Source organism: Roseibium sp. M-1, assembly GCF_054515675.1.
Map to the genome: position 1 here is coordinate 5385502 of NZ_CM137257.1, position 18784 is coordinate 5404285.

18 protein-coding genes are annotated in these 18784 nt (G+C 62.4%); 8 read left to right on the forward strand and 10 right to left on the reverse strand.

Annotated features, from left to right (window positions below; genetic code table 11):
• Together ACX3M4_RS24405 and ACX3M4_RS24410 are read left to right on the forward strand one after the other, a co-directional pair.
• Nucleotides 1–939: a sugar kinase gene (locus ACX3M4_RS24405; RefSeq protein ID WP_459355568.1), complete on the forward strand. Its 939-nt coding sequence runs from the start codon at nt 1–3 to the stop codon at nt 937–939.
• A gap of 171 nt (nt 940–1110) precedes the next feature.
• Entirely contained in the window at nt 1111–1773 is a 663-nt protein-coding gene (locus ACX3M4_RS24410) for a L,D-transpeptidase (RefSeq protein WP_459355569.1), read from the forward strand.
• 512 nt (nt 1774–2285) lie between these two features.
• Here ACX3M4_RS24410 and hpaI read toward each other — a convergent pair.
• From hpaI to ACX3M4_RS24445, 7 genes are read right to left on the reverse strand one after another with little or no spacing between them, the layout of a single operon-like run.
• Nucleotides 2286–3062 (reverse strand): 4-hydroxy-2-oxoheptanedioate aldolase, encoded by a 777-nt coding sequence (gene hpaI, locus ACX3M4_RS24415; protein WP_459355570.1) that lies wholly within the window; start codon nt 3060–3062, stop codon nt 2286–2288.
• Between the two features lie 13 nt (nt 3063–3075).
• The gene (gene hpaH / locus ACX3M4_RS24420) at nt 3076–3882 is read right to left on the reverse strand and encodes a 2-oxo-hept-4-ene-1,7-dioate hydratase (RefSeq protein WP_459355571.1); all 807 of its coding nucleotides are present in this window, start codon (nt 3880–3882) and stop codon (nt 3076–3078) included.
• Nucleotides 3879–4733 carry a fumarylacetoacetate hydrolase family protein gene (locus ACX3M4_RS24425; RefSeq protein ID WP_459355572.1) on the reverse strand — a complete coding sequence of 285 codons (855 nt, stop codon included), beginning with the start codon at nt 4731–4733 and terminating at the stop codon, nt 3879–3881. The genes hpaH and ACX3M4_RS24425 overlap by 4 nt, the downstream gene beginning before the upstream one ends.
• Complete coding sequence (locus ACX3M4_RS24430; protein WP_459355573.1) at nt 4730–6148, reverse strand: pyridoxal phosphate-dependent decarboxylase family protein; 1419 nt, start codon at nt 6146–6148, stop codon at nt 4730–4732. The genes ACX3M4_RS24425 and ACX3M4_RS24430 overlap by 4 nt, the downstream gene beginning before the upstream one ends.
• A gap of 27 nt (nt 6149–6175) precedes the next feature.
• On the reverse strand, nt 6176–7156 hold the full coding sequence (gene hpaD, locus ACX3M4_RS24435) for a 3,4-dihydroxyphenylacetate 2,3-dioxygenase (protein ID WP_459355574.1): 981 nt from the start codon (nt 7154–7156) through the stop codon (nt 6176–6178).
• A gap of 26 nt (nt 7157–7182) precedes the next feature.
• Entirely contained in the window at nt 7183–8694 is a 1512-nt protein-coding gene (gene hpaE, locus ACX3M4_RS24440; RefSeq protein ID WP_459355575.1) for a 5-carboxymethyl-2-hydroxymuconate semialdehyde dehydrogenase, read from the reverse strand.
• Between the two features lie 4 nt (nt 8695–8698).
• A complete protein-coding gene (locus tag ACX3M4_RS24445; RefSeq protein WP_459355576.1) occupies nt 8699–9085 on the reverse strand; it encodes a 5-carboxymethyl-2-hydroxymuconate Delta-isomerase in 387 nt (128 codons plus the stop codon).
• A 102-nt stretch (nt 9086–9187) separates the two neighbouring features.
• Here ACX3M4_RS24445 and hpaR point away from each other — a divergent pair, with 102 nt between their 5' ends.
• Entirely contained in the window at nt 9188–9640 is a 453-nt protein-coding gene (hpaR, locus tag ACX3M4_RS24450) for a homoprotocatechuate degradation operon regulator HpaR (RefSeq protein WP_459355577.1), read from the forward strand.
• 90 nt (nt 9641–9730) lie between these two features.
• Entirely contained in the window at nt 9731–10750 is a 1020-nt protein-coding gene (locus tag ACX3M4_RS24455) for an NAD-dependent epimerase/dehydratase family protein (RefSeq protein WP_459355578.1), read from the forward strand.
• A 364-nt stretch (nt 10751–11114) separates the two neighbouring features.
• On the opposite strand, the gene ACX3M4_RS24460 is transcribed toward ACX3M4_RS24455, so the two are convergent.
• From ACX3M4_RS24460 to ACX3M4_RS24470, 3 genes are read right to left on the reverse strand one after another with little or no spacing between them, the layout of a single operon-like run.
• Entirely contained in the window at nt 11115–12470 is a 1356-nt protein-coding gene (locus tag ACX3M4_RS24460) for an aminotransferase class III-fold pyridoxal phosphate-dependent enzyme (protein ID WP_459355579.1), read from the reverse strand.
• A gap of 1 nt (nt 12471) precedes the next feature.
• A complete protein-coding gene (locus ACX3M4_RS24465; RefSeq protein WP_459359498.1) occupies nt 12472–13137 on the reverse strand; it encodes an HAD-IA family hydrolase in 666 nt (221 codons plus the stop codon).
• Between the two features lie 10 nt (nt 13138–13147).
• Complete coding sequence (locus ACX3M4_RS24470) at nt 13148–13933, reverse strand: IclR family transcriptional regulator (RefSeq protein ID WP_459355580.1); 786 nt, start codon at nt 13931–13933, stop codon at nt 13148–13150.
• A 274-nt stretch (nt 13934–14207) separates the two neighbouring features.
• Here ACX3M4_RS24470 and ACX3M4_RS24475 point away from each other — a divergent pair, with 274 nt between their 5' ends.
• From ACX3M4_RS24475 to ACX3M4_RS24490, 4 genes are all read left to right on the forward strand, one after another.
• Nucleotides 14208–15143 carry a tripartite tricarboxylate transporter substrate-binding protein gene (locus ACX3M4_RS24475; RefSeq protein WP_459355581.1) on the forward strand — a complete coding sequence of 312 codons (936 nt, stop codon included), beginning with the start codon at nt 14208–14210 and terminating at the stop codon, nt 15141–15143.
• Between the two features lie 63 nt (nt 15144–15206).
• The gene (locus ACX3M4_RS24480) at nt 15207–15746 is read left to right on the forward strand and encodes a tripartite tricarboxylate transporter TctB family protein (protein WP_459355582.1); all 540 of its coding nucleotides are present in this window, start codon (nt 15207–15209) and stop codon (nt 15744–15746) included.
• Nucleotides 15747–15753: 7 nt separating this feature from the next.
• Nucleotides 15754–17280: a tripartite tricarboxylate transporter permease gene (locus ACX3M4_RS24485; protein ID WP_459355583.1), complete on the forward strand. Its 1527-nt coding sequence runs from the start codon at nt 15754–15756 to the stop codon at nt 17278–17280.
• Between the two features lie 8 nt (nt 17281–17288).
• Nucleotides 17289–18776 (forward strand): aldehyde dehydrogenase, encoded by a 1488-nt coding sequence (locus tag ACX3M4_RS24490; protein WP_459355584.1) that lies wholly within the window; start codon nt 17289–17291, stop codon nt 18774–18776.
• The last annotated feature ends 8 nt before the right edge of the window (nt 18777–18784 follow it).

Below are 18784 nucleotides of genomic sequence, written 5' to 3' on the forward strand. Positions count from 1 at the left end.
ATGCCGTCCCGGTTCCTTGCCATTGGCGAATGCATGGTCGAATTCGCGCCGACACCGGAAGGCACCTTTGCGGTGGGTTTTGCCGGCGACACGTTCAACACGGCCTGGTATGTGCGCCAGCTTGCCGACCGGGAGAAGCTGGAGGTCGCTTACCTGAGTGCCGTCGGCGACGACGCACTCTCCGAACAGCTCTCGGATTTCACGGAAGCGGCCGGCATCACGCCGGTCCTGGCACGGATCGCGGGCGCGAGCCCCGGCATGTACATGATCTTTCTCAGTGAGGGCGAGCGAAGCTTCCAGTATTGGCGCTCGCAATCTGCAGCCAAGCGCCTCGCCGACGACCTCGGCGCGCTCGATAGCCTCGTCGCGGGCGACATGGCCTATTTCTCCGGCATTACCATTGCGATCCTGTCAGATGAGGGGCGCCGGCGGTTGCTGTCAGGGCTCATCGACGCGGGCGCACGCGGTGTGGAGGTCGTCTTCGATCCGAACCTGCGGCCGCGCCTGTGGACGTCTCCTGAGGAAATGTGCGGCTGGACAATGCAGGCGGCCAAGGTGGCGGGCATTGTGCTGCCGTCCTTCGAAGACGAGGCCTGTCATTTCGGCGATGCCGGTCCCGAGGCTACGGCAGGGCGCTATCTGGCCGTCGGCGCGCGGCTGGTCGTCGTGAAGAACGGGTCTGGACCGGTCCTGGTGCGGGCCTCCGATGGCGATGGCTTTCAGGTTCAGCCGGAACCGGTGGCGAGCGTCACGGACACGACCGCGGCGGGCGACAGTTTCAATGCGGCCTTTCTGGTCGACTATCTGGACAGGGCACGCGCACGCGATGCCGTCAGGGCCGGGTGCGCGCTGGCCGCCCATGTCATCGGCAGCCGGGGCGCACTGGTGCCCGTCAGCAAAATCGATCTGATCGCCTGCCGCAACCGGGTGAGGGCGTGACCGCCCCGCAACGCTGCGCCAGAAAAGTGTCGATCTTAATCAACCGTTTACCATAAACATGTTGCTTTCCTTCAGGGATCGCGTGATGAGTTCCATGAATTTTCTGATCCGGATGGGACCGCATATTTTCGTCGATTGACGGTCCGCGCATGCCGCTGAAAGGACGCGAATATGGCGCTGAGGATGAGCCGACGCTATTTTGTCGCCGGAATACCGCTGCTGCTGGCCGCTTGCCAGAGCCAGCAGAGTTCGACCATACAGGCCGGGTTGACGCCGCTGGCCGATGGAACTCCCGACTACGCCACAGCCTATGCCGCCAGGACGGACGGCGGATTCAGGCTGCCGGCGATCCAGTACACGAAATTCGACCCGAAATACCTGCGCCAGGTGGTGTTCTATCCGAGCCGCTATCCCTCCGGCACCATTGTTGTCGATCCGAACAACAGGTTTCTCTATCTGATCCAGCCTGGCGGCCGGGCGATCCGCTACGGTATCGGCGTCGGCCGGGCGGGCTTCGCCTGGAATGGCGAAGCGGAAATCCGCTTCAAGCGGGAATGGCCGAAATGGTTCCCCCCGGACGAGATGATCGAACGCGATCCGAAACTTGAAAAATACCGCGAGGGCCAGGAAGGCGGTCCGAGCAATCCGATCGGCGCGCGTGGCCTGTATCTCTGGCAGGGCAACAAGGACACGCTCTACCGCATCCACAGCACCAATGCACCTTCCAGCATCGGCACCAATGCCTCCAGCGGCTGCATCCGCATGTGGCACCAGGACATCATCGATCTCTATGAGCGTGTTGGTGTCGGCACCAAGGTGGTGGTGCTGGGCTGAGCGGAAATCCGGAGCGGGTTTCAGAGGGCGGGAGCGATCCCGCCCGTTGTTTTTTGACCACGCGAGCCGTTGTCCTTTCGGCCCATGCTCACTCCTCAACCTCATCCTGAGGAGGGCCGTCAGGTCCGTCTCGAAGGATGGGACGCTTGTTACGGAGTGTGCCGTCCATCCTTCGAGACGGCGCTTGCGCGCTTCCTCAGGATGAGGAGCGAGGGAGGCGCCTCCTGTGACACCGCGGTGCCTTTAAAGCGTGTCGCGTTCCTCTGAATTCACGTGACCCGCTTTATCTCTTTTTTGACGCACGTCTTTTTGCGAAAAACCGGTATCCACTTTTTCGCGACGTGCTCTAGTGGAGCGAATTTGACATTTGAGTCCCGCTCGTGGCTAGGCTGATGCTCAAACGTCAAATTCAAAAGCTCCACTAGAATCATATATTTATCTAGTGGTTCTTATGATTTTGACATTTGCTCCAGCGCTAGCAGCAGGGGGATGCAAATGTCAGAATCGAACCACTAGCCAAGCATTTCCTTCGCTTGCCTTGCCGCATTCCGGATAGCGGTTGCATAGAGTGTCACATCGATGGAGGTGGCAACGAAGGTCGCGCCGAGCTCCAGGCACCTCTTTGCAAACTCAGGATTGGTGGTCAGGATGCCCGGAGCCTTGCCGGAGGCCTTGATGCGTTTTAGCGCATCTTCGACGGCTGCAACGACGTCCGGGTGCATCGGGTCGCCGAGATGGCCGAGGTCGGCGGCAAGGTCGGCCGGGCCGATGAAAACACCGTCGATGCCGTCGACCGACAGAATGCCGTCGAGCTCGGCAAGACCGGCGCGGTTCTCCACCTGCACCAGCAGGCAGATCTCCTTGTCCGCAGTCGTCAGATAGTCCGGAATGGCGGAGAAACGGGAGGCACGAGCAAGGGCCGAGCCTACTCCGCGCATGCCCGACGGCGGATATGTAACGGCGCGCACGAGCTGTTCCGCCTGGGCCTTGCTTTCCACCATCGGGATCAGCAGCGACTGGGCACCGGCGTCCAGGAATTGCTTGATCATCCAGGTCTCGCCGATGGGAAGGCGGACCACAGGCTGGCTCACTGAGGTTTCGATCACCTTGAGCTGGGCCATCATGGAGCGCAGGTCGTTCGGCGCATGCTCGCAGTCGATCAGCAGCCAGTCGAAACCGGCGCTTGCGGTGATCTCGGCAACATAAGGATCGGCAAGGCCCACCCAGCAGCCCATCTGCGGCTGACTGGCGGAAAGGGCGGCTTTGAAGGCATTCTGCAGCGCGGGCATTTTTCAAAAACTCTTATGCAAAGGAACAGGAGACGGACCCGAACGGGCCGAAATCGGCGTGGATCCTTGAACCGGACGGGCATTCCACCGGCCGGATGAAGGATCCGGAGAGAATAACCTGACCCGCCTCGATTGTCTGGCCGTAACCGGCCATGCGCCGGGCAAGCCAGACGACGCTCTCCACGGGATCGTTGAGCACGCCTGCGCCGAGACCAGTCTCTTCCACTTCGCCGTTTTTGGTGACGATGGCACCGATCCAGCGAAGATCCGTCGTGCCGGCATCATGCTTTTCCGCACCCAGCACCAGACCGGCATTGGCAGCGTTGTCAGCGATCGTGTCGAAGATCTTGCGGGCCTGGCCGGTTGCCGGGTCGACACGCTGGATGCGGGTGTCGAGGATTTCCAGGCTCGGGCAGACGTAGTCGGTGGCGGCAAGAACGTCCTCCCGGGTGGTGCTCTCACCAGCAAGCGGCGCCTTCATCACGAAGGCGATCTCGGCCTCGATGCGAGGCTGGATGAAGCGGCCTTTCGGTACGCTAGCACCGGTCTGAAACAGCATGTCGTCGAAGAGAACGCCACTGTCCGGAATGTCGATCTTGAGCGCATCCTGCATGGCCTTGGAGGTGAGGCCAATCTTCCAGCCGATGGTCCTGCGGCCTTGCGCCAGCTTCGCCTTCGCAAGCTCTTTCTGAATGGCATAGGCACCGTCCATATCGAGATCCGGATGGCGCAGGGTGAGGAGGCCGATCTGCTTACGGGTTGTTTCCGCATTCAGGAGATCGGAAGCTGCCTGTGCAACCTCTGCAGCTGTCAGGGTCATCGTTCGTCCTCTACGCCGTTTCGCAAGGTTCCGATGCCCTCGACCTCGATCTCGACAACGTCGCCGGGTTTCAGATACCGGGGCGGATCGAAACGCGCACCCGCGCCGGTCGGCGTACCGGTGACGATGATGTCGCCGGGCTCAAGGGTCATGAAGGTAGAGATATAGGCGATCTCCTCGCGGATCGGGAAGGTCATGCGCTTCAGGTAGTCGTCCTGGCGCAGCTCGCCGTTGACCCGCGTTTGAATGCGGGCCTCGTCCAGTTGCGCGGCATTCTCGAAAGGCACGAGCCAGGGCCCAATCGAGCCGGAACGGTCCCAGTTCTTGCCCTGGGTGACATTGAACTTCGCATGCCGCACCCAGTCGCGGATGGTGCCTTCGTTGCAGAGTGTCAGGGCGCAGATGTGGTCGTATGCGTCCTCGGCCCTGATGCGCCGGCCGGCTTTGCCGATCACGATGGCAACTTCACCTTCATAATCGAGCGTGTGGTTTTCCGGCGGCCGGATCAGCGGCCGGTCATGGCCGGTGAAGCCGCTGGCAAAGCGCGGGAACAGGGACATGTATTTCGGCTGGTCGCTGCCGTCCCTGTATTCCGCATTACGGTCAGGGAAATTGACGCCGACGCAGAGAATGCGCGGCGCGTTCGGCAGGACCATTTCATAGGTGAAATCGGTATGCGTTACGGTCTTGCCCTTTGCAGCGGCGACGAGGTCCGGCAATCCTCCGGCACGGATCGCGTCATAGAGTGTCGGCCAGGCGGGCAAGTCCGGCGACAGGGCGATCATGCCCTCGTCAGTGACGGCGCCGTAGAAGGTTTTGCCCCCGGCGCTGTAGGTGGCGATGCGGGTCATGCGGGCTCCATTCCTCGGGCGATTTCCAGAATGACGTCGAAGGCAAATGCGACGTCCGCCTCGGTACAGTCGAACTGGCCTGCCTGGAAGCGAATGACTTTTTTGCCGTCGAGCAGTGTCTGGGTCAGGTAGATCCGGCCGTCGTCGTTGATCGCATCGACAAGGCGCTGGTTCAGCGTGTCGAGATCTGCAGCACCGTTTGGCGTATAGCGGAAGCTGAAAAGAGACAGCACCGGTTCGGAAGTGATTTCGAAATCCGGTTCTGCCCGAAGGCGTTCCGCCAGGGCTCCGGACCAGGCGACATGGTTGCGGATGCGGCGGCGCAGGTCCTCCAGGCCGTAGGCGCGGATCATGAACCAGAGCTTCAATGCCCGGAAACGGCGGCCGAGCGGGATCGACCATTCGGAATAGTTGATGACGCCGTCATGGCCGTGGGTTTTCAGATATTCCGGCCGGATCGCCAGCGTGCGCACGAGATCTTCCGGATCGCGCACGAAATGGGCCGAGCAATCGAACTGGGCACCGAGCCACTTGTGCGGATTGAAGACCATTGAATCGACGCCGTCGACACCGGTCCAGAGATCCCGGAACTCCGGCACGATCATTGCCGCGCCCGCCCAGGCGGCGTCGAGATGCACATAGAGGCCGAACTCTTTGGCAACGTCTACGACGGAGGCAACGTCATCGGAAGCGCCAACGCCGGTGCCGCCGGTGCAGGCGATGATGCCAGCCGGCAGAAACCCGGCGGCAAGATCGGCCTCGATGGCCTTGCGCAGGGCGGCCGCGTCCATGGCGCGGTTCGGGCCCTTGACCGGAATGCGGATCAGGTTGTCCTGGCCGATGCCGGAGATCCAGATGGCCCGGTCGATGGAGGTGTGGACCTCGTTGGAGGAATAGACGCGCAAACGCTTCTGACCGGTGAGGCCCGCCTTGTTGCCGTCCCAGGCGAGGGCCCGCTCGCGCATGGTGAGGACCGCGGCGAGGGTCGCCGTGGAGGCGCTGTCCTGGATGACGCCGGTGAAGGTCTCCGGCAGGCCGATAGCCTGGCGCAGCCACTCCATCATCCGGGTTTCCATCTCGGTCGCCGCGGGCGATGTCTGCCACAGCATGCACTGGGCCGCGATGGCGGTGACGAGGTTTTCGGCCAGCATCGAGGGCGGCGAGGCGTTGGCCGGGAAATAGGCGAAGAAGCGCGGATGCTGCCAGTGGGTGATGCCCGGCAGCACGATCTTCTCAAAGTCGGCGAAGATCCGTTCCATCTCCTCGGCCAGCTCCGGGGGAGCGGCCGGGAGGGCATTCAGGATCTCGCCGGGCCTAACCTGGGCACGGACCGGGCGCTCACGCAGGCTCAAATGGTAGCCGGCCGTCCAGTCGGCGATACGCCGGCCCCAGCCGGCAAATTCATTCCAGTTCATTGAAAGCTTCCCAACCGTTGTTTGTTTTTATGGCGCGACAATCGGTTGGGCAGCAAGGGTGGGGGTCTTAACTTCGGTACCCTCGAAGAGCGAACCTTCCTCGAACCAGCTTCTTGGAGCTGGCGCGCCCCACAGCGTCTGGCGCTGCGGGTCCTTCAGGTCCCACTTGATCGGTTCCAGATCCGGATCGACGGTCTGGTAGTCGGAGCAATAGATCTCGATCCGGTGGCCGTCCGGGTCGCGGATATAGAGGAAGAAGGCATTGGAAATACCATGGCGGCCCGGACCGCGCTCGATATTCGACACCCAGCCGGTGGTGGCCATCAGGTCGAGCAGGTCGATGATGTTGAGCGGCGTCGGTACCCAGAAAGCGGTGTGGTGCAGGCGAGGGCCCCGGCCGTTGGTGAAGGCCAGGTCGTGGACGCCGCCCTTTCTATGGGTCCAGGCGGCCCAGAGGCGGCCGCTTTCCTCGTCCTCGGTATATTCGGTCACCCGGAAGCCGAGCTCGTTGTAGAAGGCGACGGAAGCATCGACGTCCGGTGAGAAGCAGTTGAAGTGGTCGATGCGGAGCGGCTTCACACCCTTGTAGAGCGCGTATTTCTGATGGATCGGCGGCAGGCGGTCCATGCGGGAATAGAATTCCAACGGAATGCCGTGCGGGTCGCGGGTGCGGAAGGTGCGCGACTGGTAGGGCCGTTCGACCCAGTCGACCGGCAGGCCTTTCTGCTGAAAGAAGTGCGCCGCCTTGTCGAGATTGTCCTCGTCGAACACCTTGAAGCCGAGATCGCGGGCCGAGGGCTCGGTTTCCTTGCGCAGAACCAGGCAGTGATGACCGCGCTCTTCCATGGCGCGCAGGTAAATGACGTCTGCAGTCTCGTCGGTCACCTGCAGGCCGAGCGTATCGACATAAAAGGCCCGGCTTTTTGCAAGGTCCGTGACGGCGAGTTCAACATGGCTGAGACGGATAATGTTGAAGGGCGGGTAGAGATTGGGTGCCGGAATAGGCATGGTTTCCTCCCAGAAGGACTTTTGGATCAGGCGCCGAGGCGCGGGATTGCATGCTGTCCGGTCGCAAAGCCGATGTGTTTTTGTTCCATGTAGAAGTCGAACGACCAGTCGCCGCCGTCGCGGCCGATGCCGCTGGCCTTGACGCCGCCGAAGGGCGTCGGGAGGTGGCGGACATTTTCCGAGTTCACCCAGATCATGCCGGCTTCCAGGGAATTGGTGAACCGCAGCGCCCGGGTGAGGTCGTTGGTCCAGACATAACCGGTGAGGCCGTAGGGAATGTCGTTGGCGATCCGCAGGGCTTCTTCCTCCGATCCAAAGCGGATGGAGGTCAGGACGGGGCCGAAGATTTCCTCCTGGGCGATGCGCATCGCATTGTTCGCGCCGGTAAAGAGCGTCGGACGCACGAAGCAGCCCTCGGTGCCGACGCGAGTGCCACCGGCGGCAATCGTCGCACCGTCTTGTCGCGCGGTGTCGAAATAGCTGGTGACCTTGTCGAAATGGGTTCTGTGGATCAGCGGGCCGATTTCGGTCTTGGGGTCGAGCGGATGGCCGACGCGGATGTTGTTGACCCGCTCGATGAGCTTCTTTTCGAATTCGTCCGCGATTGAGTCCTGAACCAGCAGGCGCGAGGACGACGTGCAGCGTTCGCCGTTCAGCGAATAGATCATGAAGATCGCCGCATCCAGTGCGCGGTCGAGATCCGCGTCGTCGAAGACGATGACCGGGTTCTTGCCGCCGAGTTCGAAATGGACCCGTTTCAGGGTGTCCGCGCCCTGTCTCATGATCATGGAGCCGGTGCGGCTTTCGCCGACAAAGGCGATGGCCTTGATGTCCGGATGCTCGGTCAGAGCCTTGCCGGCTTCCTCGCCGAAGCCGTTGACGAGGTTCCAGACGCCTTTCGGCAGGCCGGCTTCCTCGGCGATTTCCATCAGGATGCGTGCGGTCACCGGAGAGAACTCGGCAGGCTTGTGCACCACCGTGCAGCCTGCTGCGAGCGCCGGGGCGATCTTCCAGGTCGACAACATGAAGGGCGTGTTCCACGGCGTGATCACGCCCACCGGGCCGATGGGGACACGTGTTGTTATGTTCATGAGGGTCGGCGAAGGCAGAGCCTGGCCATCCCGTGCACCCGGTGCCTTGTCTGCGAAGAAGCGGAAATTCTCGGCGCCGCGCAGGGCCGCCTTGGACATGAAACGCAGTGCCTGGCCGGTATCCCAGCATTCGCAGAAGGCGATTTCCTCGGCGCGGGCGACAATGCCGTCGGCGATCTTGTGCAGGATCTTCTTGCGCTCTGTTGCCGCCATGTCGCGCCAGGCCGGAAAGGCTGCCCTGGCTGCCTTGGCGGCGGCATCGATGTCTTCTGCGCCGCCCCTTGCCACCTGGCAGATGAGGCTTTCGTCCACCGGGGAAGTGGTCTCGAAGGTTGCGCCGGAGGCAGCGGCAAGGGCTTCGCCGCCGATCTGGTTCAGAACGCCGGTTTCCCTGAACCGCGCCAGATAGGATTGAAGCTTTAAGATGTTTTCCTGAAGGTCGGACATGGTTCTAAAGAGTTCCCAAATGGTCGCGGATGGTGCCGGTTTTCGGCGAAAGGTCCGGGTCGATGTCGCGCATTTCGAGTGACAGGGCGAGGGAGGAGGTGGCGAGCACCGGTTCCAGAAAATCCCTTGCCGCGGCAAAGAGGCGCTCTGCCGCATCGCGTTTGACGTCGTCGGGCCGACCGGCGCGCAGGCGGACGGAAATGTCGAGGAAGGCATGTTTCGGATCGCCATCGGCAATCGCATAGTGTTCGCAGCGGATGGCCCGGATGCGCAGGCCCGGCATCGGCAAGGCATCAATCGTGGCGGCGGCGGCCCGCAGATGCTCGCACAGTGCGCCGATGTCGGTTCGGCTCTCCAGATTGGCGGAATATTCCAGCGAGATATGCGGCATGGGATTTCCTTAACAGCATAATATTTGCTATGTTAAATATATAAGATCGAACTTGTCAAACTTATTATGTTAAGTATCGGGCCAAACGGCCATGGAACCTGCATGAACGATATCACCGAGACCGTAGACGGCACAGCGCTGCCGCCCACCCGACGCTCCATCCCCATTGCGCTGATCCGCGCCCGGGAAAAGGTCATGGGCCCGATCCGCGACATGCTCGCCGATTGCGGCATCACCGAACAGCAATGGCGCATCCTGCGTGTTCTCGACGAGTATGGTCCCCAGGACGCCTCGACCCTGGCGGAGCGGGCGTGTCTGTTGCTGCCAAGCCAGACGCGGATCGTGCAGACACTGCTGGAAAAGGGGTTGGTGACACGGCAGGCGGATACCAGCGACCGGCGCAAGCAGACTGTCGCCATCACGGAAGCAGGCCGTGCGATCATCGCCGACAAGCTGGACGACGCCAAGGCGATCGCCGCGCGGATCGAAGAGGTTATCGGCCGGGAGAAACTGACCCAGCTTCTGGATATCCTCGAGGATTTTCAGAAACTTTAGGTAACAAAACGTGCGCGGGGCGCGTTAACGTTTCGGTTGTTGAACGCTCCGGCAAAAAATAGACTTTCTCCAGATCCTGGAGGAAGACACATGCGTTGTCTCGTCGTCGGTGGAACAGGTTTCCTGGGAGGGGCAATCGCCGACACGCTTGTGACCGGCGGCCATGAGGTGACTGTGCTGTCGCGCGGCTGGACGTCGCGGCAGGCGGGATCGCCCGTGGAGGTGATCCGCGCGGACCGGCATGGTGAGCTGGATGTCCTCGCGGGCCGGCAGTTCGATTGGGCTTTCGACAGCTGCGCCTATGCCCCCGATGCCGTGGCTGCCTTGCTCGATGCCGTCGGCGATGGCCTGCAGCGGTATGTCTTCATCTCTTCCATATCGGCGTATGGCGACTTTCTGGAGCCCGGGCTGCAGGAGACTGCAGAAGTCAGGGATGCCGCGTTTCACGATTTGGAAGTCGCCGCCAATATTCCGCCGGAAAGCCGGGCGTCCGCGTTTGCCTATGGCGCTTCTTATGGCCCACTGAAAAGGGCCTGCGAGATCAAGGCGTCACAGATGCTGGGTACGCGGGCGACATCCCTCAGGGTCGGGCTTCTGGCCGGTGCGGGCGATTATACCGACCGCTTGACCTGGTGGGTTCGAAGGCTCGACGAAGCAAACGGGCACCGTGTCAGGGTTCCGGCGCCTGCGCCAAAAGACCGTCCTGTGCAATTGATAGATGCCCGGGATGTCGCCGAATTCGCCCTGCTGGCTGCCTCGAAGGGGTATTCCGGGATCTGGAATATCACGGGAGAACCGCAGAGTTTTGCCGGAGTACTGGATGCCATACTCACCGTCAGCGGCTCGACGGCCGATCTCGTCTGGGTGGATGAAGAGGCAATACAGAAGGCGCAAGTAGCGCCCTGGACCGATCTTCCGATGATGGCGCCGCTCGACCCTGCCTTCCGGCATTTTCTCGAAGTCAGCACCGAAAAGGCCCGTTCGGCCGGCCTCAGATGCAGGCCGTTGAAAGAAACGCTGGAGCCGCTGCTGGCCTGGGACCGCAGCCGCCGGAAAATGGATCTGCGGGTCGGGCTGACCCCTGAGCAGGAAATGCGGTTGCTGGCGTGAGCTGGAAGGAGCCTGAAGGTCTTGCATGACCGTGGATTCGTCAGGGCAGCGGTGCAGGCTTACCTCTCCCCGTGGGAGAGGTCGGCGCGAAGAGCCGGGTGAGGGGGCAGGCGCTTCCAAATATCTCGGATGTTTGTCCCCTCACCCTACCCCTCTCCCAAAAGGGAGAGGGAAAATGGGCGCGCCGCGTTCCCCTATTCCTCATCCTGAGGAGGACCGCAAGGTCCGTCTCGAAGGATGGGCGGCATACTCTGGAGCGAGCGGCCCATCCTTCGAGACGCGAGCAGGCTCGTTCCTCAGGATGAGGGGGGAGGGGGGAGGGGGCAGGCGTGGCAGGCGTGACGTGGGTTTTGACTGCTCGCGCCTAGCTCGACACAGCCTTCAGTCCTGTCTCCACGGCCGAAAGGATCTTCGACACATGCTCTGCCGTCAGGATCAGCGGCGGGGAGAAGATGGCGTTGTTGCCGGAGACGCGGATCATGACGCCGTCGTCATAAGTGGCCTTTTGCAGTGCAAGCGGCAGGTCCTTGCCGACGGGTTTTTTTGTGGCGCGGTCGGAGACCAGTTCCAGAGCGCACATCAGGCCTTCGCCGCGCACGTCGCCGATGACCTCGAAGCGCTCCTGCAGGCCCTTCAGGCCGCCGAGCAGTTCCTTGCCGCGTGCGGCGGCATTCTCGTGCACCTTCAGGCGGCGGATTTCGGACAGGGCGGCGAGGGCCGCAGCGGCACCAACCGGGTGACCGGAATAGGTGTAGCCGGTGTCGATGGAGGCGATGCCGCTGGTGTCCTTTTCGAAGACCTCGGCAACATGGCCGGCGATCATCACGGCGCCGAAGGGGAAATAGCCGTTGGTGATGGCTTTCGCCGTGCACATGAAGTCCGGCTGGACGCCCCAGTGACGCGCGCCGCTTTCCGAGCCTGTGCGGCCGAAGGCGGTGATGACCTCGTCGGAGATAAGCAGGATGCCGTTTCGGCTGCAGATCTCGCGTACCATCGGCATGAAGCTCGGATGCGGCGGCATGACGCCACCAGCGCCGAGCACCGGTTCCATGATGAAGGCGGCAACGGTGCCCGCGCCCTGGAAGGCGATTTCGTCTTCAAGGGCGGCAGCGCAGAGCTGGGCAAGCTTCGCCGGATCGCTCTCGTTGAACGGGTTGCGATAGGTGTAGGGTGCCGGAATGTGGAAGCAGCCGGGCAGCAGCGGCTCGTAGGCGTTGCGGAACTTGCCGTTGCCGTTGACGCTGGCGCCGCCGAAATGGGTGCCATGATAGCCCTTCTTCAGGCTGATGAACTTGGTGCGGCCGGCCTCTCCGCGAATGCGGTGATACTGGCGCGCCAGCTTCAGCGCCACTTCGACGCTGTCCGAGCCGCCGGAGGTGAAGAAGGCGCGGGTGAGCCCGTCGGGGGCGAAGAAGTCGGCAAGTTCATAGGAAAGCTCGATGACCTTGTCGTTGGAGGTGCCGCGGAAGGTCGAGTAATAGGGCAGGGCGTTGAGCTGGTCGGCGATCGCCTGCTTCACCGGTTCGCAGGAATAGCCGAGATTGACGTTCCAGAGCCCACCGACCGCGTCGATCACCTCGTGGCCGTCGACATCGGTGATGAAGACATCGCGGCCACCGGTGACGATCGTCGGCAGGTTGGCCTGGCTGTCGGCGGGGTGGGCCATCGGATGCCAGACATGGCGGGCGTTGTTTTCCTTCAGGAAGTTGGAATCCTTCATGTCATGTCTCCAAATATTGGGGGAGGAGGCCGAGCAGGCTGAGGGCCCGGTCATAAGAGGTCCTGGGGTCGAGAACGTCGAAATGGACGGTCCTGAGACCGACGGCCTCGGCGCCGCGAATGTTGCGGAGTTGATCGTCGACAAAGACGCAGGCAGAGGCGGGCAGGCCAAGTTCTTCCAGGCACTGCTCATAGGCGCGTGGATCAGGTTTCAGTATCTTGGTGTAGGTCGCATCGACGATGACGTCGAAATCCTTGAGGAAGGCAAGCTTCTCCCGGAAATCGGCGCCGTAGAAGAGGTCCAGTTCGTTCGAAAGGACAGCGAGCCTGCAGCCGGCGTGCTTGGCGGCCGCAATGGTAGCCAGGGCTTCGGGCCGCATGACGGCATCCGGGTCGGCGCCACGCGCCGCCTTGACGAAATCGGCCATCTCGCGCCAGTCGTTGCCGGTGAGGTCTGCGACTTCTTCCGTGCGGCGGCGCCAATAGTCGCGTTCGGAAATCTCGTCCGCCTGCATCGCCTGCCACAGCGGGTCGCTGGCCGGATCGAAAGGACCGCGCCAGGTAAGCGTGCCCGGCTCAAGTCCGAGCGCGGCTTCTGTGAGGTCATGGGTCTCGAACATCGTGCGGGTGACGACCCCGCCGAAATCCAGAACGAGAGCCCGGGTCAATTCTCTTTCTTCAGGCTGCATCGCGCCAGATCCTCCTGAGATCGACGGGAACAATTCCGCCGAGCTTTTCGGTGACTTCCGCTGCCGCAAGCGGCAGCCTGGATCGGATTTTCGCTTTCAGCGCGTCGGTCATGCGCACGGTCGGCGTGGCAACGGCGATGGTGCCGGCAGCTTCCGGCATGTCGGCGAAGACCGGGGCTGCGAATGACGAGACATGTTCCTCGAAGCCCTGGTCGACAAAGGCGATGCCCTCGGTGCGGACCTGTTCAACGGTCTCGCGCAACAGGTTGGGGTCGGTGATGGTGTAGCCGGTGGACGGCTTCAGCGTCTTTTTCAGAAGCGTTTTCAGAAGCTGGTCGGGACCGAAGGCCAGCATCGCGAGGCCCGAGGCAGTGGCATGGAGCGGCAGGAGTTCGGCTTCATCGAAATAGACCCGGGTGCCGTGGATGAGGGCATCGTGATGGAAGAGCGGCGACAGGTGATCGCCTTCGCGCAAGGACACATGTACCAGCTCTCCGAGTTCGGCGGCGAGCCGTTCCACGATCGGGGCCACCAGGCGCCGGGCCGGGAACAGGCGCTCGCGCACGGCGGCAAGGCGCAGGATCGCCGGGCCGAGGCGGTAGCCCTTGGTGCCCGGGTTCTGCTCCAGGAAGCCGTTGGCGGCAAGCTCGGTCAGATGACGGTGCACCGTCGCCTTGTCCTGGCCGGACAGATTGCGGAATTCCGTCAGGCCGATTTCCGGCCGGCTGGCAGAAAAATGGTTCAACAGGTTCAGCGCCTTCGTGATCGTGCCCATGGTCTTCAGCAGTTCCTCGTCTCTCGCCTCCCAGACCGAAGCGGCGGTGGTCGGCGAGAGGATCTTGACATGTAGTTACATTTGAAACAATATATTTTTGAAACCGAGGGTTTGATATTTGAACCGATCGGGGGGGCGAAAGAAAGCGCCAACGCGCCGAATGGAGGTTGACATCTAATTATTTAAGATCACAATATTTAACAATACAAATAAAAAATGATCAAGACCGGCGCCAAGACCGGCTGTCACCCGACCAGAGAAAGGGACTGTTGAAATGAGAAAGCATGCGATCGCCTTCACGGCGGCGACCCTGATGTCCGTGACGGCCGCGCTGGCCGAATATCCCGAAAAGCCGGTCTCCTTCATCGTGCCCTGGCCTCCGGGAGATCTGGAAGACGTGCTGACGCGGCTTATCGCCGACAAGTTCCAGGAAATGTACGGCGTGCCGGCGGCTGTGGTGAACAAGCCGGGCGGCGGCGGCGGCCCGTTCCCGGGCGCGGTGGAAGTCGCGACGGCGCCTGCCGACGGCTATACGGTCGGGTCCTTCGTGACGGACGTTCCCATCGGCGGACCGCAGATCGGCATTCCGGAACTGTCGCCGAACCCATTCGAGCCGATCGGCATCTTCATGACCTATCCGTTCGTGATCGCGGCCGGCAAGGATGCGCCCTACGGGACCTGGGCGGAGCTGGCCGATCATGCCAAGGAGAATGACGTCGCCCTCGGCCATTTCGGCTCCTTCCTGCCGCCCACACAAATCACCTTCGCCGCGGCTGAAACCTCCGGTTTCGACTTTGCCAGCGAGGCGGCCTTCGATGAGTTGAACTGCAACACGCTCGCTTCCGTCGACGTCGACGTGATCAACACTACGCTGCAGCAGATCCTGCCGTGTCTTGCCGATGTGAAAATCCTTGCCAGCATCGGCAAGGAGCGCACGGCGCTGACACCGGCGGTGCCGACGGTGCAGGAGATCAATCCGGACCTGTCGGTGGCGCTCTGGAACGGGCTCTTCGTGCAAAAGGACGTGCCGGAAGACGCAAGGCTCAAGATTTCGGCCGCCGCGCAGGCAGCCCTGAAATCACCACAGGCGCTTGAATTGATCGCGCAGACCGGCGTGCTGATCTACTGGCAGGACCCGGTCCAGTCCGAGAAGCAGATCGAGGAAGACAGCGCTGCGTTGGCAAAAATCGCGGAACTGATCGAACAATAAGCGGTTCCCGCCGGCCGGGCCATGTGTCCGGCCGGTTCCTTGAAGCCTGAGGAGGGGCGTGGCGTGGCGCGCATCAAGACGCTGCAGGAACTGTTCAGGCGGTACCGCCGGCCCGGCGACATCGTCTTCGCATCCCTGTTCCTGCTGTTTTCCGTGTTTCTTCTGACGCAGATCCCGGCCGAGACGGCCTGGACCAAGCGCACGCAATGGTTCGCGCAGCCACGCCTGTGGCCGTCCATCGGTATTGGCGGCATGGTGCTGTTCTCAGCCCTTCACTTCATCGGTTCGCTCTGTTCGGAGCGTATTCCGGGCCGCTGGCGCGAGGTCGGGTTCTGGCTGAAGTCCCTGGAATATGTGGCCTATTTCCTGATCTATGTCGTGCTGGTACCACAGATCGGCTACCTGCCGGCAACGCTCGCCTTCACGATCTTCCTGACCTTCCGGGTCGGTGAGGCGACGCCCCTCAACCTGGCCGCGGCTGCCGTCTTCAGCGTCGCCGTCGTTCTGATCTTCCGGGCCTTCCTGCAGGTCAAGATTCCGGCCGGCCGCATCTACGAGGCGCTGCCGGACGGCATCCGCGCCTTTGCCCAGATCTATCTGTGAGGCGAGAATGGACCTGATCCTCTCCAGCCTGTCCATGCTTGCCCATTGGGACGTGCTTGCCGCGCTCCTGATCGGTTCCATCGGCGGTGTCATCATCGGCGCGATCCCCGGGGTCGGTGCCCCGGTTGCCATCGCGATCCTGCTGCCGGCAACCTTCGCCTTCGAGCCCATCGTCGGCCTGACCCTCTTGCTCGGTGTCTATGGCTCCTCCATGTATGGCGGCGCTATTCCTGCCGTCTTGATCAACACGCCGGGCACGGCGGTCAACGCGTTGACCACCTATGACGGTTATCCGATGACCAGGAAGGGGCAGGGCCACAGGGCGCTCTCGCTTGCCTATTCGGCGTCCTTCTTCGGCGGTCTCTTCTCGATCCTCTGCCTCATCGTCCTGTCGCCGGTGCTGGCGATGATCGCGCCGCATTTCGGCAGCCGCGAGATCTTTCTCGCCGCCCTGATGGGCATCATCCTGGTGGTCGTCGCCCACCGGGGCCAGGTTTTCGCCGCCGGCATGCTGGCCTCTTTCGGCATCTTCATCAGCACCATCGGCCTGGAGCCGGCCAAATACACCAAGCGCTTCACCTTCGATCAGAGCTGGCTGACCTCCGGCGTCGATCTGATCGTGGTGGTGCTCGGCCTTTTCGCCATATCACAGGCGCTCCTGCTGCTGGTCGACAAGGAACATCATCCCGGCTCGGCCAAGGTCGAGGGCAGCCTCTTCACGGGCCTCAGGGAAGTCTTCGGCTTCAAGCGGATCGCGACCGTCTCCTCCTCCTTCGGTGTTCTGATGGGCATGATCCCGGGCGTCGGCGAATTTACCGCCCAGTTTCTTTCCTACACCTATGCGCAGAAGACCTCGAAGACCCCGGACCTCTTCGGCAAGGGCTCTCCGGAAGGGCTGGTCGCCTCAGAAGCCGCCAACAACGCGGTGCCGGCCGCAGCAATGATCCCGCTGCTCGCCCTCGGCATTCCGGGCGAGGCCCTGACGGCGATGATGCTGTCGGTCTTCTACGTGCACAACGTCGTGCCCGGCCCGCAGCTCTTTCAGGGACAGCTTGATTTCGTGGTCGCGCTCTACCTGGCGCTGATCCTGCTCAACCTGATCGTGATGCTGTTCCTGCTGTCTTCGACGAAGATGCTCTTGAAAATCATCCAGATCCCGACGCGGTTCCTGGGCGTGACCATACTGACGTTGTCCTTCGTTGGCGTCTTCTCGCTCCGCAATTCGATCACCGACTGCGCAATCGCGGCGGGCTTCGGCATTTTCGGTCTGGTTCTGAAGCGGCTCAACCTGCCGATCGTGCCGATCATTCTCGGCATGGTGCTCGGCGGCATCATGGAGGTGAAGCTGCGCAGTGCCATGGCCCGCGTCCAGACACCGCTCGACTTCATAGACCGGCCCATCGCCGCAATCCTGTTTGCCCTGATCCTGATGATCCTCGCCCTGCATGTGCGCGCCGTCATCCGCGAGCAGAAGGCGCGCCGGCAGCGTGATCGGGAAGACACAAGATCCGATCTTTCAACCCAGCAAGGATGACAGCCAAGATGCTTGACCAGGCCGCAATCGATGCGCTGCGCGGATTGACCGTTGCCGAACAGGGCCACTTCATCGACGGCAGGTCCGTGCGCTCGCTGGACGGCTTGACGCTGGACGTGCTGTCGCCCATCGACGGCAGACCCTTTACCCGGATCGCCAGCGGCTCGGCGGCGGATGTCGGCCGCGCCGTTGCTTCGGCCCGTCAGGCTTTCGAGGACGGCCGCTGGTCGCGCGCCGCACCAAGCCACCGCAAGGCGGTGCTGCTGAAGCTGGCAGAGCTGATAGAACGCGACGCGTTGGCCCTGGCTGTTCTGGGCGTGCGCGACAACGGCACCGAGATCACCATGGCGCTGAAGGCCGAGGCGTTCTCCGCAGCCGCAACTTTCCGCTACTACGCGGAGGCCGTCGACAAGGTCTATGGCGAGATCGCACCGACAGCGGACAATGTGCTCGGGCTGATCCACCGGGCACCGGTCGGCGTTGTCGGGGCCATCGTACCCTGGAACTTTCCGCTGATGATCGGTGCCTGGAAGATCGCCCCGGCGCTGGCCATGGGCAATTCCCTCGTGTTGAAACCAGCGGAGACTGCTTCCCTCAGCCTGCTCAGGATCGCGGAACTGGCCACTGAGGCCGGCGTGCCGGACGGGGTCTTCAACGTGGTGACCGGTCCGGGAGCGGTTGCCGGCGAAGCGCTGGCGCTCTCCATGGACGTGGATATCCTCGTCTTCACCGGCTCCGGCGCGACAGGGCGGCGGCTGCTGGAATATTCCGCCCGGTCCAACCTCAAACGCTGTTATCTGGAACTGGGCGGCAAGTCGCCCAACATCGTGTTTGCCGATGCTCCGGATCTTGCCAAGGCGGCCAAGGTCTCGGCTGCGGGCATCTTCCGCAATTCCGGCCAGGTCTGTGTCGCAGGGTCGCGGCTGCTGGTGCAGGAGGATATCCATGACGACTTTGTCGCCGCGCTCTGCATGGAGGCGGAAGCGCTGAAGGTCGGCGATCCGCTCGATCTCGGCAGCCAGATCGGCGCCGTACATTCGCTGTCGCAGCTGGAAGCCGATCTGAAGTTTGTCGGCATCGCGGAAGCGGAAGGCGCCGAGCGGCGCACCGGCGGCGGCCGGATCCTGACCGAAACCGGCGGTTACTATATGGCACCGACTGTCATGACGGGCGTCAAACCCGGCGACACGATCTCCCAGAAGGAAGTCTTCGGACCTGTGCTGGCGGTGACCGCCTTCAAGGACGAGGCGGAGGCGATCCGGATCGCGAACGGAACCGAATACGGGCTTGCCGCAGGCGTCTGGACGTCCGATCTCGGCCGTGCCCACAGGATGATTGCCGGTGTGCGGTCCGGTGTCATCCACGTGAACACCTATGGCGGTTCGGACCTGACGGTGCCGCTTGGCGGCATGAAGCAGTCCGGCAACGGCCACGACAAGTCGCTGCATGCGCTCGACAAATATGTCGACCTGAAAACCGCCTGGATCCAGCTCTGAGACCTGAC

What these genes read in the sequence shown, in the direction of transcription:
- ACX3M4_RS24405 (WP_459355568.1), top strand. Translation starts at nt 1, where the DNA reads ATGCCGTCCCGGTTCCTTGCCATTGGCGAATGCATGGTCGAATTCGCG.
- ACX3M4_RS24410 (WP_459355569.1), top strand. Translation starts at nt 1,111, where the DNA reads ATGGCGCTGAGGATGAGCCGACGCTATTTTGTCGCCGGAATACCGCTG.
- hpaI (WP_459355570.1), bottom strand. Translation starts at nt 3,062, where the DNA reads ATGCCCGCGCTGCAGAATGCCTTCAAAGCCGCCCTTTCCGCCAGTCAG.
- hpaH (WP_459355571.1), bottom strand. Translation starts at nt 3,882, where the DNA reads ATGACCCTGACAGCTGCAGAGGTTGCACAGGCAGCTTCCGATCTCCTG.
- ACX3M4_RS24425 (WP_459355572.1), bottom strand. Translation starts at nt 4,733, where the DNA reads ATGACCCGCATCGCCACCTACAGCGCCGGGGGCAAAACCTTCTACGGC.
- ACX3M4_RS24430 (WP_459355573.1), bottom strand. Translation starts at nt 6,148, where the DNA reads ATGAACTGGAATGAATTTGCCGGCTGGGGCCGGCGTATCGCCGACTGG.
- hpaD (WP_459355574.1), bottom strand. Translation starts at nt 7,156, where the DNA reads ATGCCTATTCCGGCACCCAATCTCTACCCGCCCTTCAACATTATCCGT.
- hpaE (WP_459355575.1), bottom strand. Translation starts at nt 8,694, where the DNA reads ATGTCCGACCTTCAGGAAAACATCTTAAAGCTTCAATCCTATCTGGCG.
- ACX3M4_RS24445 (WP_459355576.1), bottom strand. Translation starts at nt 9,085, where the DNA reads ATGCCGCATATCTCGCTGGAATATTCCGCCAATCTGGAGAGCCGAACC.
- hpaR (WP_459355577.1), top strand. Translation starts at nt 9,188, where the DNA reads ATGAACGATATCACCGAGACCGTAGACGGCACAGCGCTGCCGCCCACC.
- ACX3M4_RS24455 (WP_459355578.1), top strand. Translation starts at nt 9,731, where the DNA reads ATGCGTTGTCTCGTCGTCGGTGGAACAGGTTTCCTGGGAGGGGCAATC.
- ACX3M4_RS24460 (WP_459355579.1), bottom strand. Translation starts at nt 12,470, where the DNA reads ATGAAGGATTCCAACTTCCTGAAGGAAAACAACGCCCGCCATGTCTGG.
- ACX3M4_RS24470 (WP_459355580.1), bottom strand. Translation starts at nt 13,933, where the DNA reads ATGGGCACGATCACGAAGGCGCTGAACCTGTTGAACCATTTTTCTGCC.
- ACX3M4_RS24475 (WP_459355581.1), top strand. Translation starts at nt 14,208, where the DNA reads ATGAGAAAGCATGCGATCGCCTTCACGGCGGCGACCCTGATGTCCGTG.
- ACX3M4_RS24485 (WP_459355583.1), top strand. Translation starts at nt 15,754, where the DNA reads ATGGACCTGATCCTCTCCAGCCTGTCCATGCTTGCCCATTGGGACGTG.
- ACX3M4_RS24490 (WP_459355584.1), top strand. Translation starts at nt 17,289, where the DNA reads ATGCTTGACCAGGCCGCAATCGATGCGCTGCGCGGATTGACCGTTGCC.